The organism is Nocardia sp. X0981, assembly GCF_977089955.1.
Genome location: NZ_OZ372435.1, coordinates 1,574,265 through 1,591,521 on the forward strand (window position 1 = coordinate 1,574,265; position 17,257 = coordinate 1,591,521).

General features: G+C 68.4%; 8 protein-coding genes. 7 read left to right on the forward strand and 1 reads right to left on the reverse strand.

Features of this window, described 5'->3' with window-relative positions; all coding sequences use genetic code 11:
• Positions 1–128: 128 nt before the first annotated feature.
• Both pks13 and ACYR7D_RS06910 read left to right on the forward strand, forming a co-directional pair.
• A complete protein-coding gene (gene pks13 / locus ACYR7D_RS06905; protein ID WP_459548791.1) occupies positions 129–5,312 on the forward strand; it encodes a polyketide synthase Pks13 in 5,184 nt (1,727 codons plus the stop codon).
• Positions 5,309–6,853: an acyl-CoA carboxylase subunit beta gene (locus ACYR7D_RS06910; protein ID WP_459548792.1), complete on the forward strand. Its 1,545-nt coding sequence runs from the start codon at positions 5,309–5,311 to the stop codon at positions 6,851–6,853. The genes pks13 and ACYR7D_RS06910 overlap by 4 nt, the downstream gene beginning before the upstream one ends.
• A gap of 70 nt (positions 6,854–6,923) precedes the next feature.
• Here the strand turns inward: ACYR7D_RS06910 and ACYR7D_RS06915 are convergent, their stop codons facing one another.
• Complete coding sequence (locus ACYR7D_RS06915; RefSeq protein ID WP_459548793.1) at positions 6,924–7,424, reverse strand: peptidylprolyl isomerase; 501 nt, start codon at positions 7,422–7,424, stop codon at positions 6,924–6,926.
• 192 nt (positions 7,425–7,616) lie between these two features.
• Between ACYR7D_RS06915 and ACYR7D_RS06920 the strand changes: the two genes are divergently transcribed.
• The 5 genes from ACYR7D_RS06920 to ACYR7D_RS06940 all read left to right on the forward strand — a co-directional run bounded on the left by ACYR7D_RS06920 (position 7,617) and on the right by ACYR7D_RS06940 (position 17,243).
• A complete protein-coding gene (locus ACYR7D_RS06920; protein ID WP_459548794.1) occupies positions 7,617–10,934 on the forward strand; it encodes an arabinosyltransferase domain-containing protein in 3,318 nt (1,105 codons plus the stop codon).
• An 83-nt stretch (positions 10,935–11,017) separates the two neighbouring features.
• Entirely contained in the window at positions 11,018–11,242 is a 225-nt protein-coding gene (locus ACYR7D_RS06925) for a type II toxin-antitoxin system VapB family antitoxin (RefSeq protein ID WP_459548795.1), read from the forward strand.
• Entirely contained in the window at positions 11,239–11,667 is a 429-nt protein-coding gene (locus ACYR7D_RS06930) for a PIN domain-containing protein (RefSeq protein ID WP_459548796.1), read from the forward strand. Before ACYR7D_RS06925 ends, ACYR7D_RS06930 begins: the two co-directional genes overlap by 4 nt.
• A 121-nt stretch (positions 11,668–11,788) precedes the next feature.
• Positions 11,789–13,849 (forward strand): arabinofuranosyltransferase, encoded by a 2,061-nt coding sequence (locus tag ACYR7D_RS06935; RefSeq protein WP_459548797.1) that lies wholly within the window; start codon positions 11,789–11,791, stop codon positions 13,847–13,849.
• An 82-nt stretch (positions 13,850–13,931) separates the two neighbouring features.
• Positions 13,932–17,243 carry an arabinosyltransferase domain-containing protein gene (locus tag ACYR7D_RS06940; RefSeq protein ID WP_459548798.1) on the forward strand — a complete coding sequence of 1,104 codons (3,312 nt, stop codon included), beginning with the start codon at positions 13,932–13,934 and terminating at the stop codon, positions 17,241–17,243.
• Positions 17,244–17,257: the final 14 nt, after the last annotated feature.

Below are 17,257 nucleotides of genomic sequence, written 5' to 3' on the forward strand. Positions count from 1 at the left end.
GAGGAGGTAGCGCGGCGTGACCACGGAGGCGCGGCGCCCACCGAGGTACCGCGAAGCCGCCCATCCACATCCCTGCGGTGCGCGGGCTGTCGCCCCGCATCGCACAGAGACAGGTAGCTTGAGGACTGATGGCTGATAACGAGGGCACGTCGCCGGAGACGACCGACAACCTTCCCACTACGGAGGAGCGCGCCGCCGGGACCGGCGCGGCCGGGGAGATGTCGGTCGCGGAACTACGAGAGTGGTTGCGGCGCTGGGTCGCCGATGCCACCGGGCAGCCGATCGAACAGATCACCGTCGATCGGCCCATGGAGGAGTTCGGGCTGGCTTCGCGGGACGCGCTGGCACTCGGCGGTGAGATCGAGGAACTCACCGGCGTGGTGTTGAACGCCACCGTCGTCTACCAGCATCCGACCATCGCCTCGCTGGCCGATGTCATCGTCAACGGCCCGCCGGAGCTCACCGCCGAGGCGCCCGACGACCAGTTCTACACTGCCGGGTTCGCGCCCGGCGAAGCGCACGATATCGCCATCGTCGGGCTTTCGACACGGCTGCCCGGCGCCGGTGACACCCCGGAATCGACCTGGGAATTCCTGATCAACCGCGGTGATGCCATCCGGGATCTGCCCGAGGGGCGCTGGGCGGAATTCCTCTCCGAACCGGAGCTGGCGGCGGCGGTGGCCGAGGGTAATACCCGCGGTGGCTACCTGGACCAGCATGTCGTCACCGATTTCGACGCGGAATTCTTCGCCATGTCGCCGATCGAGGTCGAGCGGATCGACCCGCAGCAGCGGCTGATGATGGAACTGACCTGGGAGGCGCTCGAGCACGCCCGTATCCCGGCCAGTGATCTGCGCGGGGAATCGGTCGGTGTCTACATCGGCACCTCGACCAACGATTTCCAGCTGATCGCCGCGATGGGGCTGGGCGAGACCGACCCCAATGTGCCGGCTTCGGCCGAGGCCTACAAGATCATGGGCAGCTCCAGCAGCATCATCGCCAACCGCGTCTCGTACTTCTACGATTTCCGCGGTCCCTCGGTCGCGGTGGACACCGCCTGCTCCTCGACGCTGGTGGCCGTGCACCAGGCGGTCCAGGCGCTGCGTGCCGGTGATGCCGACGTCGCCCTGGCCGGCGGGGTGAACATGCTGCTCATCCCGATGACCACGCTCGGTTTCGACAAGAACGGCGCGGTGTCCAAGGACGGCCGGATCAAGGCGTTCTCCGCCGACGCCGACGGGATGGTCCGTTCCGAGGGGGCCGGCCTGGTGGTGCTCAAACGGCTCGCCGACGCCGAACGCGACGGCGACCGGATCCTCGCGGTGATCAAGGGTTCGGCGGTGAACAGCGACGGCCGGTCCAACGGCCTGATCGCCCCCAACCCCGATGCCCAGGCCGATGTGCTGCGCCGCGCCTACCGCGACGCCGGGATCGTCCCGTCCACCGTGGATTACATCGAGGCACACGGCACCGGCACCCTGATCGGTGACCCGATCGAGGCGGACGCGCTGGGCCGGGTGGTCGGCGCGGGCCGGGCAGCCGACGCGCCGGCGCTGCTGGGTTCGGCGAAGACCAATTTCGGGCATCTGGAATCCGGGGCCGGCGCCGCCGGCCTGGCCAAGGTGATCCTGGCGTTCCAGCACGATGTGCTGCCGCCGAACATCAATTACGCCGGTCCGAACCCGTATATCCCCTTCGAGCAGGCCCGGCTGAAGGTCGTCGACGAGCCGACCCCGTTCCCGCGCTACAGCGGTACGGCGACCGTGGGTATCTCCGGGTTCGGTTTCGGTGGCACCAACGCGCACCTGGTGGTCCAGGAGTACGTACCGCCGGCGTCGGCCACCGCGGCGGTACCGGCCGGACAACCCGGCGCCGAGACCGCCCCGCTCCCGGACGTGGCGAGCACCGATATCGTCGCCGAGGCCGAAGCCGTCACCGCGGAGGCCGCGCCGGAACCGGAGTGGTCGGCCGACCGCGCCGAACCGCTGCCGGTGATCCTGGCCGTCTCCGCCTATCTGCCCTCGCGTCGTCGCCGCGCCGCCGCGGATCTGGCCGACTGGCTGGAAACCGAAGCGGGGCAGGCGACTCCGCTCGCCGATGTGGCCCGAGCGCTGGCCAAGCGCAGCCATTGGCGTTCGCGCGGTGTGGTGCTGGCCAAGGACCACGCCGAGGCCGTGGCCGGGTTGCGGGCGATCGCGGCGGGTAAGCCCGGTGCGGGTGTGTTCACCGCCGACGCGCCGGCCGCCCACGGGCCCATGTGGGTGATGGCCGGGTTCGGCGCCCAGCACCGCAAAATGGGCAAACAGCTCTACCAGGAGAACGCGATCTTCCGGCGGGCCGTCGACGAGGTCGACGAACTCGTCCAGGACGAGGCCGGGTACTCGGTGCGCGAGATGATCCTGGACGACGCGCAGGACTACGACGTGGGCACCTCCCAGGTCGGTATCTTCACCATCCAGCTCGGTCTCGCGGCGTTGCTGCGGGCGCACGGCGCGGAACCCGCGGCGGTGGTGGGCCACTCCATGGGCGAGGTCGCGGGCGCCTACATCTCCGGCGGGCTCCCGCTGGAGGACGCGGTGCGCACCATCTGCGCGCGTTCGCGTCTGATGGGTGAGGGCGAACAGATGCTCTCCGATGCCGACGTGCGGAATATGGCGCTGGTCGAGATGAGCGCCGAGGATGTCGCCGCGCTGCTGCCGGAATTCCCCGATGTGGAGGTCGCGGTGTATGCCGCGCCGACCAATACCGTGATCGGCGGCCCGGTGGATCAGGTCGCCGCGATCGTGGGCCGGGTCGAGGCCGCCGGTAAGTTCGCCCGGGTCCTGCAGACCAAGGGCGCCGGTCACACCTCCCAGATGGATCCGCTGCTCGGCGAGCTGGCCGCGGAGCTGGCCGGTATCGAACCGGCGAAATTGAAGGTCGGCCTGTACTCCACGGTCGACAAGGACCAGTACTACCCGCCCGGCCACGACCCGGTGCACACCGAGAGCTACTGGGTGAAGAACATGCGCCACAGCGTGTACTTCACCAACGCGGTGAAACTCGCGGTCGAGTCCGGGGTGACAACGTTCCTGGAACTGGCCCCGAATTCGGTGGCGCTGATGCAGGTGCTGGGCACCACCTTCGCCGCCGGGTTGCACGATGCCCAGCTGATCCCGACGCTCAAGCGTAAGGAAGACGAATCGGCGGGAGTGATCGCGGCGCTGGCGCAGCTGTACGTGCACGGGCATACCGTGGACCTGTCCTCGCTGCTGCCGGCCGGGCCCTATGCCGATATCCCGCGCACCGCGTTCGTGCGTAAACCGTACTGGCCCAAGGTGAGTGCTTTCTCCGGCCGGGGCAACACCCGGGTTCCGGGCGCCTCGGTCGCCCTGCCGGACGGCCGGCACGTCTGGGAGGTACAGGCTGCCGCGGTCGCCGAGCTGCCCGCGCTGGTACGTGAGGCCGCGGCTCAGGTACTGACCGATGTGGCTCTCGGCGCGAGTATCGCGCACGCCCCCCTGCCGGCGACCGGCACGCTGACCACCACCCTCACCCCGCATCCGGGTGGGGCTTCGGTACAGGTGCACGCCCGCGAGGGAACGCAGTTCCGTCTGCTGTTCGACGCCGTCGTCACCTCCGGTGCGGCGCTGCCCGTTCCGTCGGAGCAGCCCGCGGCCGCCGCCGAGATCGCCGTGTCCGAAGCCGAGCCGGCGATCGATACGGCGGGATTCGGCGATCGGTGGGATCCGGACAGCGGCCAGACCGTGGAGGAGCGGCTGGCGTTGATCGTCGCCGAATCCATGGGTTACGCGGTCGAGGACCTGCCCATGGAGATCCCGCTCATGGAGCTGGGTCTGGATTCGCTGATGGCCATGCGTATCAAGAACCGGGTCGAGTACGAATTCGATATTCCGCAGCTGCAGGTGTCGGCGGTGCGTGATGCCAGCCTGCACGAGGTCGGCAAGGTGCTGCGCTACGCGATCGAACACCGCGACCAGGTTCAGGAAATGGCCGATAAGCAGGCCAGCGGGGAATCCGGTGCCCTGAGCGTGGACGACGACTTCGTGAACGCCGCCAAGGCGGCCATGGCCACGGGCGCGGATCCGGTTGCCGCTCTCGACCAGGGTTCGGGCCCCTCGGAAACCGCGTCCGCGGAGAAGGAAACCGGCGCGGCGCAGCCCGCGGCGGCCGGTGCCGCGCTCTTCGGCGGCGCGGAAGCCGCCGCGTCCGACGACAACGTCCCGCCGCGTGACGCCGCCGAACGCCTGACCTATGCCGCGTGGGCAACGGTCACCGGGGAATCGCCCGGGGGTATCTTCAACACCCTCCCGATCCTGGACGAGGACACGGCGGAGAAACTGGCGGCCCGGCTCACCGAACGGGTGGGCGCGGAGGTCACCGTCGACGATGTGCTGGATTGCGAAACCATCGAGCAGCTCGCCGATATCGTTCGTACCCTGCAGGACAGCGGTGCCGACGTGGACGGATTCGTGCGTCCGCTCCGGGCCCGGGCAGAGGGCTCGAACGAGCTGCCGGTTTTCGTTTTCCACCCCTCCGGGGGCAATACCCTGGTGTACGAACCGCTGTTGAAGCGGCTGCCCGCCGATACGCCGATGTACGGTTTCGAACGGGTCGAGGGCTCGATCGAGGAGCGCGCCCGGCAGTATCTTCCCGAGCTGCGCAAGATACAGGGAGACGGGCCGTACGTGCTGTACGGCTGGTCGCTCGGCGCGGTACTGGCGATGGCCGTGGCGCAGCAACTGCGGGCCGAGGGCGCCGATGTGCGTCTGCTCGGTTTGATCGATCTCGCCATCCCCAGCGAGCCCGAGGACAACAGCCCGGCCGAACGCGTGCGGCGGATGGAGCGCTATCAGGCTTTCGCGCAGAAGACCTACGGCGTGGACGGCGAGCTGGATGCCGACCAATTGCGTGAACTGGCGGATGCCTCGCCGGAAGAGCAGTTCAAGATGGTCTCCGACCTGATCAAGATGACCGGCGCCAAGATCCCTGGTGGTGTCCTCGAACATCAGCGGACCTCCTGGATCGAGGGCCGCGCCTTGCAGCAGGTGCGGCCGAGCCACTACGACGGCGAGGTCGTCCTCTATCTGGCCGACCGCTATCACGACGGCATCATCGAGCTGGAACCGCGCTTCGCCGATCGGCTGCCCAACGGCGGCTGGGACGAATACCTGCCCGACCTGGAGATCGTCCACATCCCCGGCGACCATCTCCAGATCATCGATGAGCCGCGGATCGGCCGGATCGGCGCCGACCTGACCGCTAAACTCACGCAGATCAGCTCGAGTTCGGCCGGGAAAGGGAGCAAGTGAGCACGACAGCCGAGAAACTCGCCGACCTGCGCAAGCGCCTGGAACTGGCGCAGGAGCCGGCGGGGGAATCCGGTGTCGCGAAACGGGCGCGTAAGGGTATTCCCAGCGCCCGTGATCGGATCAAGATGCTGCTCGACCCGGGGACCTTCGTGGAACTCGGGGCCCTGGTGCGCCGGCCCGGCGATCCGGACGCGCTGTACGGCGACGGTGTGGTGACCGGGCACGGTTTGGTCGACGGCCGGCCGGTCGCCGTGTTCTCCCACGATCAGACCGTGTACGGCGGCTCGGTCGGGGAGATGTTCGGCCGCAAGGTGGCAGCGGTGATGGAGTACGCCGCGAAGGTGGGCTGTCCGCTGGTCGGTATCAACGATTCCGGCGGCGCCCGGGTGCAGGAGGCGGTGTCCTCGCTGGCCTGGTACGCCGAACTGGCCACCCGGCAGGAACTGCTCTCCGGGATGGTGCCGACGGTTTCGCTGATCCTCGGGAAGTGCGCGGGCGGCGCGGTGTACTCGCCGATCAACACCGATGTGGTGGTGGCGACCGAGGCGGCGTACATGTTCGTCACCGGCCCCAAGGTCATTCGTGAGGTCACCGGCGAGGACGTCAGCCTCGAAGAACTCGGCGGCGCCCACAGCCAGGCCCAGTACGGCAATATCCATCATGTGGCCGAGGACGAGCCGGCCGCCTTCGCGTGGGTGCGCGAGTACCTGTCCTATATGCCGACGAGCTGCCAGGAACAGCCGCCGATCGTGAATCCCGGGTTGGAGCCGGAGATCACCGATTCGGACCGGGAGCTGAATTCGATCATCCCGGATTCCGATAACGCCGGTTACGATATGCACGAGGTGCTGCTGCGGATCTTCGACGACGGCGCCTTCCACGAATACGGCGCCGAGGCCGGTCGCAACATCATCACCGGTTTCGCCCGGGTGGACGGTCGCAGTGTGGGTGTGGTGGCCAATCAACCCATGGTGTACGCCGGGGCACTGGATGCTCGCGCCTCGGACAAGGCCTCGCATTTCGTCCGGCTCTGCGACGCCTACGAGATACCGCTGGTCTTCGTGGTCGACACCCCGGGGTTCCTACCGGGTGTGGAGCAGGAGAAGGTCGGCGTCATCAAGCGGGGCGGGCGGTTCTTGTTCGCTTATGTGGAGGCCACCGTACCGAAGGTCACCGTGGTGGTCCGCAAATCCTACGGTGGCGGCTACGCGGTGATGGGTTCCAAGCAGCTGGGCGCCGATATCAATCTGGCCTGGCCCACCGCCCGCATCGCGGTGATGGGTGCGGAGAGCGCGGTGAGCCTGATCGGTGCGGCGCAGATCGCGGCCGCGCCCGAGGATCAGAAAGCGGCCGTGCGCCAGCAGATGATCGATTTCTACAACGCGACCATGGCCACCCCCTGGGTGGCGGCCGAACGCGGGTTCATCGACGCGGTCATCGAACCGGCCCACACCCGGCTCGAGGTGCGCCGGGCGCTGCATCTGTTGCGGGACAAAACGGTGATTCGCAACCCGCGCAAGCACCACCTGCTGCCGCTCTAGTCGTATCGAGGTCCGGGTCGCCGCGATGGCTCTGCCCCGCGGCGACCCGGACCGGCCGGACCGTCTCCGCTCAGCCGGCGATCGACGCGGATTCGATCACGACGTTCTCCACCGGCACGTCCTGGTGCATGCCCTGCGACGAAGTGGAGACAGCCGCGATCTTGTCGACCACCTCGGTACCGTCGGTGACGGTACCGAATACGGCGTAGCCCCAGCCCTGTCCCGCCGGCTGGGTGTGGTTGAGGAAGTCGTTGTCGGCGACATTGATGAAGAACTGCGCGGTCGCCGAATGCGGGTCGTTGGTGCGCGCCATGGCGACCGTGTACTTGTCGTTCTTGAGGCCGTTGGCGGCCTCGTTCTGGATGGGCGCCTGGGTCGGCTTCTGCTGCATCTGGCCGTCGAAGCCGCCGCCCTGGATCATGAAGCCCGGGATCACGCGATGGAAGATCGTGCCGTTGTAGTGTCCGGACTTGACGTATTCGACGAAGTTGCGGACGGTGTCCGGCGCTTTCGCCTCGTCCAGCTGGAGGCCGATGGTTCCGTAGTTCGTCTCGAGATTCACCTTGGTCATGCCCCTACCTTTCCATTACCGCCGCGATACCCCACGCATAAGGGGGTGTTTTCCGGCCGATTGTGCCAGCCGCCCGTCTGTACCCCTTTCGCACGGTTCCTATGCATGTTCCGGTGGATTGATCCGCATTCACGTGGGTACTCGCCGGGGCACCACCGGGCCCTACCGGCCGCACCCAAGTAGCATGCCAGCGTGCCAGAAGTCGCCACCGCAGTACTGACGAAGACGCCGCCGGAGCCGCAACCGGAGGTCGCGCCGAAGGATTACCGCCGCGCGCGCCTCGTCGCGATCATCACCGGCGTACTGGGTGCGGTATTCGCGATCGCCACCCCGTTTCTTCCGGTCACCCAGACCACGGCGGTGCTGAACTGGCCGCAGAACGACAGTCTGGCCAATGTGCAGGCGCCGTTGATGTCGCAGGTGCCCATCGACTTCACCGCGAACATTCCGTGCGCGGCGGTGAACCAGTTGCCACCGCAGGGTGGCATGCTGCTGTCCACCGCGCCCCCGCAGGGCGACCGGGCGGCGCTCGAGGCACTGTTCGTCCGGGTATCGGAGACCTCGGTCGACGTGGTGGACCGCAATGCGGTGGTGGCCACCGCGGACCGCGCGCAGATGGCGAACTGCTCGGCCATCACCATTAGCTCCGACAGCGAACGCACCAGCGCCGCCTTCGTGGGCCTCACCACCGAGGACGGGACGCCGAACACCGGGCAGCTCGTCGGCGATCTGCGTCCACAGGTGGTCGGGGTGTTCACCGATATGGTCGGTGGCGTCCCGGCGGGTCTGAGCGTGGAATCGACGATCGACACCCGATTCAGTTCCAGTCCCACCTGGATCAAGCTGATCGCGATGATCGCGGCCGTGGTGTGCACCCTGCTGTCGCTGGTCGCGCTGGCCCGCCTGGACACCAGTGACGGCCGCGGTCACCGCCGGTTCCTGCCCGCGAACTGGCGGAAACCGACCATGGCCGACGGCGGCGTGATCGGCACCTTGCTCGTCTGGCATTTCCTGGGTGCCAACACCTCCGACGACGGCTACATCCTGAGCATGGTGCGGGTGGCTCCGGACGCCGGGTACATGGCCAACTATTTCCGCTGGTACGGCGTGCCCGAGGCGCCTTTCGGCTGGTACTACTACGTGATCCAGCTGTTCGCGGAGGTCTCCACCGCCAGCCCGTGGGTGCGGTTGCCGGCGCTGGCCTGCGCGATCCTGTGCTGGATGGTGATCAGCCGTGAGGTGGTGCCCCGGCTGGGTAACGGCCTGCGGGGGGCGCGGGGGCGCGCCTGGTTCGGCAGTGTGCCGCTGTGGACCGGCGGTCTGGTGTTCCTGGCGTTCTGGCTGCCCTACGACAACGGTCTGCGGTCGGAGCCCATCGTCGCGCTCGGTGCGCTGCTGACCTGGGTTTCCATCGAACGGGCCATCGCGACCGCGCGGCTGCTGCCCGCCGCGGTGGCGGTGGTGGTCGCGGCGTTCACACTGGCCGCGGCCCCGACCGGGCTGATGTGCGTGGCCGCGCTGCTCGCCGGTATCCGGCCCGTCACCCGCATCATCGTGAAACGGCATCGCGAACACGGGACGGTGGCGCTGCTGGCTCCGCTGGCGGCCGCCGGGTTCCTGGTGCTCACGGTGGTTTTCAGCGACCAGACCTTCGCCGGGATCATGGAGGCGAACCGGGTCCGGCAGCTGACCGGCCCGAACCTGGCCTGGTACGAGGACTACCTGCGCTACTACTACCTGTTCGTGGAGACGGTCGACGGTTCGCTGTCGCGCCGGTTCGCGTTCCTGGCGATGCTGCTGTGCCTGTTCACCACCATGCTGGTACTGCTGCGCCGGCGCCGGGTGCCCGGTATCGCGGCCGCCCCGACCTGGCGGTTGATGGGCGTGGTGTTCGGAACGATCTTCTTCATGATGTTCAACCCCACCAAGTGGACCCACCACTTCGGCGCGTACGCCGGTATCGCGGGTTCGCTGGCGGCGGTGACCGCGGTCGCGGTGTCGGCTTCGGCGCTGCGTGCCCGCAAGAACCGGGCGATCTTCCTGGCCGGACTGATGTTCACCCTGGCGCTGGCCTTCTCCGGGATCAACGGTTACTGGTACGTGTCCAGCTACGGCGTGCCGTGGTTCGACAAGCGGGTGGTACTGGCCGGTTTCCCCTCCAACACCGCGATGCTGATCCTGTTCGGTCTGGCGCTGCTGCTGGTGGGCTGGCACGCGCTGCGTGAGGGCTATGCCGCACCACCGAACTCGCCGCGTACGGCCCGGGGCCGGCGGCTCCGTAAATTCGCCGCTTTCCCGCTCACGGTGGTGGCCGCGGCCATGGTGCTGTTCGAGGTGCTGTCCCTGGCCAAGGGCGCGTACGCGCAGTATCCGGGGTATTCGCTGGCCCGCGGCAATCTCGACGCGCTGGCCGGGAACACCTGCGGGCTGGCCAACGACGTGCTGGTCGAGGCGAACGCCAACGCGGGCCGGCTGAATCCGATCATCGATCCGGCGAATCCGCCCACCGACCCGAACGATCCGCTGGCGGGTGTGGATCCGGTGGGCTTCGACCCCAACGGTGTGCCGGATGATCTGTCGGCCGACGCGGTCGAGGTGAAACCGGGTACCGGCAATACCTCGAACCAGTCGGTGGGCGCGGCCTTCGCCGAGGGACAGAACGCCGGTACCGGCGGCGGCCAGGGCGCCCTGGGCGTGAACGGCAGCACCGTGGCGCTGCCCTTCGGTCTGGATCCGGCCACCACCCCCATCCTGGGCAGCTATCAGGAGGGGGTGCAGCAGCCCGCGTATGTCGCGTCGAGCTGGTACGAGCTGCCGGAGCGTTCCCCGGACCATCCGTTGGTGGTGATCACCGCCGCGGGCCGCATCCTCTCCTACGACGACACGGGCGCCATGCAGTACGGCCAGTCGCTCACCGTCGACTACGGCAAGCGGCAGCCGGACGGGTCCGTCACTCCTCTCGGCACCTACCTGCCGCGCGATATCGGCCCGTTCCCGTCCTGGCGTAACCTGCGGGTGCCGCTGGACGAGATCGACCCGCAGGCCGACGCGGTCCGGATCGTCGCCAACGACCCGATCCTCATCGGCGACCAGTGGCTGGCCTTCACCCCGCCGCGGGTGCCGCGGCTGGAGACGGCCAACGAGTATCTGGGTTCGGAGCAGCCGATCCTGCTCGACTGGGCGGTCGGCCTGCAGTTCCCGTGCCAGCGCCCGTTCCGGCATCGCAACGGTGTGGCGGAGGTGCCGAAGTTCCGTGTCCTGCCGGACCGCCCGCTGGCGGTGAGCTCCACCAACACCTGGCAGGCTCAGGAGTTCGGCGGCCCGCTCGGCTTCTCCCAGATGCTGGCGAAATCCACCACCATCCCGACCTACCTGCGCGACGACTGGGCCCGGGACTGGGGCACGCTGGAACGCTACGACCAGTACTACGACGCGGTTCCGGCCCAGTTGCGGACCGGGACCGCCACCAGGTCGGGTCTGTGGGATCCGGGGATGCTGCGAGTGTTCTGAACAGGCCGGAAATGAGCGGCACCGGCGGACCCGATGTACAATTTCACTCACCTGATCGGGTGATAATGTACAGGAGGTCCGCTGTGTCGCTCACCCATATCGATATCGACGACGAGGAACTGGAGAAAGCCAAGAAGCTCGGTGGGCACAAGACGAAGACAGCCGCCGTCGCCGAAGCCTTGCGTCAGTACAATCAGCGCCTGGACCGCGCCGCCGCGGTCGACTACTACTTCGAGCTCGCGCGCAGCTGGGATATAGAGGGTGCCGAGGCCGCGCATCAGGCAGAGAAAAGAGCCTACGAACAGTGACCGGGTACCTGGTCGACTCTTCGGCCCTGTGGCGCATCCTGCGGGACCGGGCGGTACTGGACCGCTGGCGGGAAACTCTGGCAGATGGTGGCTTCTGTTCGTGCTATCCGCAGCGCAGCGAATTCCTGGCATCGGCACGAAATTTGAAGGAGTACTCGGATTACTGCCGAATGTTCGACACCCTCTACCGAGACGTGGCGGTTCCCAAGTGGGCCGGCCAGTGGATCGGCAAGATCCAGTACCACGCCGCCGAACTGGGCAATCAACGTTGCTTATCCGCAGTGGATCTCCAAGTATGCGCGACCGCAGTGCATCACGGTCTCGTCATCGTGCACGACGACTCCGATTTCGTGACCGCTTCCAGGCTCTCGGTAGAAGTCGAGCAGATCAACGTATACGAGGGCCCCATCGAGCTCGGCGGCTGACGAACACCGGCGCGACCGCCGCTCCGCCGGGACCTTGTCGTCGCGCGCGGCCGCCGGATGCCGCCTGCACTAGGCTGACCGACGCCCAGTAGGTGGATCGAAGCCGGAGGTATGGACGCCGATGACGACGAGTCGCGGCGCGCGGTTTGTGCGTCAGGTCGGGGCCGGAATCGGTGAGGCGGTACTCGCCACGGTGGTCGCCGTGGCGGTGGTCGCCATCGGGCTGACCGCTTTCTCGCTGGTCGACTGGCCCGCGTTCAACTCGTCGAATGTGGTGCGGGCGCTCACCACGGTGGGGCAGGTGGCCGCGGCGGCGCTGGTGGCGGCCTCGATCGCACTGCTGCGCCTGCGGCGGTCCCGGTGGCTCGCGAAAGCTCTTTCCTGGACGGGTATCTCGGCGTTCGTCACGGTCACCCTGGGGATGCCGCTGGCGGCGACCAAGCTGTATCTCTTCGGCGTTTCGGTGGATCAGGAGTTCCGCACCGAATACCTGACCCGGCTCACCGACAGCGCCGCGCTGCGCGATATGACCTACGCGGACCTACCGCCCTTCTACCCGGCCGGCTGGTTCTGGGTGGGCGGGCGTGTCGCGAATGTGCTCGGTATGGACGGCTGGGAGGTTTTCAAGCCGTACGCGATCGGAACCATCGCGGTGGCGGCGGTGGTGGCGCTGGTGCTGTGGACGCAGTTGATCCGCGCGGACTGGGCGGTGGGGGTGACCAGCGCGGTCACCGCCGTGGCGGTGACCTATGCCGCGCCGGAGGCGTATGGCGCGGTGATCGCCATCCTGCTCCCGCCGGTGTTCGTCATGGCCTGGGGGGCGCTGTACCGGCCCGCCGAGCTCGTCCGCGCCGGAACCCGGGCGGATACGCCGGCCGGTGGGCAGGCGGCGGGCGACCCGGATGCCGCCGCACCGGGCGCGGTCGCCGAACGCGGCGTTACGGCCGGGGGCTGGGGAGCGGTCCTGGGCACGGGGTTGTTCCTCGGTGTCGCCGCCGCCTGCTACACCCTGTATTTCGCCTTCGCGGTGTTCACCGTGGTGCTCATGGCGCTGGTCGCGGCCGGGCTGGGGGTGCGGGCACGGTACGCCGCCCGGGCCCCCCGCCGGCTCGCGGCGCATACCGGTGGCCCGCAATCGGTGACCGGTGTGCGACAGGCCGTGGTCGCGCCGCTGATACGCCTGATCGTGATGGGTGTGGTCGCGGCGGTGGTGGCGCTACCGGTTTTCGTGCCGTTCCTGCTGCGCATGCTGGACCGTCCGGCGTTCCCGTCCGGCGGCGCGTTCCACTATCTGCCCGAAGCGGGGTCCGAGCTACCGCTGCCGATGGCGCATTTCTCGCTGCTCGGTGCCCTGTGCCTGGTGGGCACCATCTGGTTGGTGATGCGGGCGAGTTCCTCGCGGCGGGCGCAGTCGCTGGGGCTGGGGGTGGTCGCGGTCTACCTGTGGTCACTGCTGTCGATGCTGGCCACCGTGGCGGGTACCACCCTGCTGTCGTTCCGGCTGGAGCCGGTGCTGCTGGTACTGCTGGCCGCGGCGGGCGGGTTCGGTTTCGTGGAGGGAGCGCGCGCCGTCTATCAGGCACTCAACGAACCGGCGCGGTTCCGCTGGGTGGCCATCGCCCTCGCGACGGTGGGCGCCCTGGCCTACTGCCAGGACATCCCGCAGGTACTGGCCCCCGAGATCACCACGGCCTACACCGATACCGACGGCGACGGAGTACGCGCCGACCGGCGTGATCCCTCGGCCGTCCGGCACTACCGGCATATCGACGACGCCCTGCGGGCACAGACCGGCCGCCCACCGTCGGAGACGGTGCTGCTCACCGGTGACACCACCTTCCTCGCCTACTACCCGTACTTCGGTTTCCAGGGCATGACCTCGCATTACGCGAACCCGCTCGCCGAATACGCCGACCGCTCCGCGGCGATCGAGCGCTGGAGTGAGCTGAGCACACCCGACGAACTCCTCGAGGCGCTGGCCGCCGCGCCCTGGCGGGCCCCGGACGCTTTCCTGTTCCGCCGCAGCGGCGACGATTACACACTGAGGTTGGCGGCAGACGTCTACCCGAACGACCCCAACGTCCGCCGGGACACCGTGTCCTTCCCCGCGGCGCTGTTCGATGACGCGCGCTTCACCATCACCGATATCGGGCCGTTCACGCTGGTCGTGGTGCAGCGCTGAGCGATTTCGCCCGCTGCGCCGAAACCCGTCGGCGGCGGGCTGGCTAGAGTCGAGCCCCGTGCGACCGGACCGATCTCCTCGAGTGTTGAACCGTATCCGCCTACTGGCCCTCGTATCCGGGTTACTCGGGTTCGTCCTGGCGATTCTGGCGCCGCTGCTGCCGGTGCGCCAGGAGCGCACCGTCCTGGAGTGGCCGCAGGCCGGGGCCGTGAGTGTGGAGGCGCCACTGGTGAGTTACCAGCCGTTGCGGCTGGATCTCACGGTGCCGTGCCCGGTGCTGGGCCCGGCCGAGGGCACCGTGGTGACGACGGTTCCGGACGAATCGGATCAGGCGTCGGCGCGCGGGCTGCGCGTCACCGTGACCGGCGACATGCTGTCGGTGATGTTGCGCGATGTGCCGCTGCTGGCAGCCGACCGCGCCGAACTGGGTGGATGCGAGGCGTTGACGCTCACCTCGACTGCCACCGCGACCACCGCCGAGCTCACCGGCGCCGCCCGCGCGGACGGAACGCCGTTGCGCGCGCAGGTGGATCGGGATATCCGCCCGCAGATGGTCGGTGTGTTCACCGATCTGGACGAGGCGCGGCTCGACGGAATCCGGTTGCACGCCGATATCGATTCCCGGTTCAGCTCCTCGCCGACGCCGCTCAAACTCGCGGTGATCGTCGCGGCGGTCGTGTTCACCGCTGTCGCCCTGTTCGCCCTGCACCTGCTCGATACCGCCGACGGCCGCCGCGCGCGCCGGTTCCTGCCCGCGCACTGGTGGCGGTTCCGGCTCGCGGACGGCGCGGTGCTGGGCGTTCTCGCCGGCTGGCACATCATCGGGGCCAACACCTCCGACGACGGCTATATCCTCACGATGGCCCGGGCCTCGGAGAAGGCCGGGTATCTGGCGAACTACTACCGGTGGTTCGGTGTGCCGGAGGCGCCGTTCGGCTGGTCCTACGAGGTGCTGGCGTGGATGGCGAACATCTCGGGATCGAGCCCGTGGATGCGCTTGCCCACGCTGTTCGCCGGTATCGTCTGCTGGCTGGTGATCAGCCGGGAGGTACTGCCCCGGCTGGGCGCCCGGGTGCGCGGGAACCGGGTCGCGCTGTGGACCGCGGGGTTGGTGTTCCTGGCGTTCTGGCTGCCCTACGACAACGGTCTGCGTCCGGAACCGCTGATCGCCGCGGGCGCGCTGCTCACCTGGTGTTCGATCGAACGCGCCATCGCCACCGCCCGGCTGCTCCCGGCCGCGGTCGCGGTACTCATCGCGGCGTTCTCGCTGGCCGCCGGTCCCACCGGCCTGATCTGCATCGCTGCCCTCATCGCCGGTTCCGGGCCCGTCCTGCGGATCATCATCAAGAGGGCCCGTGGGGCCTCGGGCGCCGGTGCGGTCTTCCGCTACGGGAGCCTGCTCGCGCCCGGTCTGGCGGCGGGCGCTCTCGTTCTGGTGGTGATCTTCGCGGATCAGACGCTGTCGACGGTGCTGGAGGCCACCCGGGTCCGTACCGCCGTGGGTCCGAATGTGGCGTGGTTCGACGAGCGCACCCGCTGGGATTCGTTGCTCATGTTGTCGCCGGACGGTTCGCTGGCCCGCCGTTTCGGTGTGCTGCTCATGCTGCTCTGCCTGCTGGTCTGTGTTCTGCAGGTGCTGAGCAAGGGCCGGATTCCGGGCACCTCACGCGGCCCGTCGGTGCGCATTCTCGGCATCGTGTTCGCCTCGCTGCTGCTGATGATGTTCACGCCCACCAAGTGGACGCACCACTTCGGCGTCTACGCCGGCCTGGCCGGGTCGCTGGCCGCGCTGGCCGCCGTCGCGGCGGGTAGCAACGGTATCCGGGCCCCGCGCAACCGGGCGCTGTTCACCGCCGCCGTCCTGTTCCTGCTGGCGATCACCTTCACCGGTTCGAACGGTTGGTGGTACGTCTCCAGCTATGGTGTCCCGTGGTGGGACAAGGCGCCCCTCATCGCGGGCAAGGGTTTGTCCACGTTGTTCCTCGGGCTGAGCGTGCTCGCCCTTCTCACCGCGCTGTGGCTGCACTACCGCGCCCCCTACATCCGTGGTTCGGGGCCGGTCTCGATTCCGGAGCGACCGAGCGGGGGAGTGAAGGACCGAGACCAAGGGGACCTCGGGCCCGCGACGCCGAAGGCCGCGCCGTATTACAGCCGCTGGGCCTCGGCGCCGCTCACCGTCGCCGCGGCACTGCTGGTTCTGTTCGAGATCGCCTCGCTGACCAAGGCCGCCGTCGGCCAGTACCCGGCGTATTCGATCGCGAAGTCCAATATTCGCGCCGTGGCGGGGCAACCGTGCGGGCTGGCCGACGATGTGCTGGTGGAGACCGATACCGCTGATTCCTTGCTGCTGCCCTACGACGGTGATCCCGCCGACGGCCTCGTCTCCACCGAACCCGATACGGAGACCACCGGTTTCACCCCCGACGGTGTCGCCGGCGATCTGACCGCCGATGCCGAGGAAACCGTTTCCGGCGGTGCGAATTCCGTCGAGTCCGATACCGAGAACAAGACCACCGACACCACCGGTGCGGGCACCGGGGGCGGTACGACGGTTCAGCCCGGGATCAACGGCTCCAGTGTGGCCCTGCCCTTCGGTCTCGACCCGGCGCGCACACCGGTACTCGGCAGTTACCGAACCGGCGATCAGGAGCAGGCGAAACTCACCTCGCAGTGGTACCGGCTGGACCTCACCGACGAGATGCGCGCGGATCCGGCCTACCGGGTGCTGGCGCTCACCGCCGCCGGGCGGATCAAATCGGTGGACGCCGACGGCGTGCTCACCTACGGCCAGGAACTCACCCTGGAATACGGCATCCGCGCCGCGGACGGTACGACACAGGTGCTCGGGTCGGTGCTGCCGCTGGATATCGGCCCCAACCCGTCGTGGCGCAATCTGCGGGTCCCGCTGGACCAATTGCCCCGCGAGGTGAACGCGGTCCGGTTGGTCGCCGTGGACAACGACATCACCAGCCGGCAGTGGCTGGCCGTCACCCCACCGCGGCTGCCCCGGCTGGCGACGCTCGATTCCGTTGTAGGACATACCGACCCGGTGTTGCTGGACTGGCATGTGGGCCTGGCCTTCGGTTGTCAGCGGGCCTTCGATCACCGCCACGGGGTGGCGGAGGTTCCGCGCTGGCGGATTCTGCCCGACCGGGTGGGTTCCGATGCCTCGAACGCGTGGCAGGACCATATCGGTGGTGGCCCGCTGGGCTGGACCGAGCTCCTGCTCGACGCGGAGTCGGTGGCGACCTACCTCGCCGATGATTGGGCGCGGGACTGGGGTTCGCTGGAGCGCTACACCCCCCATCGTCCCGACGCGCGACCGGCGGAGTTGCGGATCACCGAGCAGGTTCGCGGCGGTACGGCGGGCGACGATCCCATCAAGGTGAGCTGAACGGAACTGTCCTA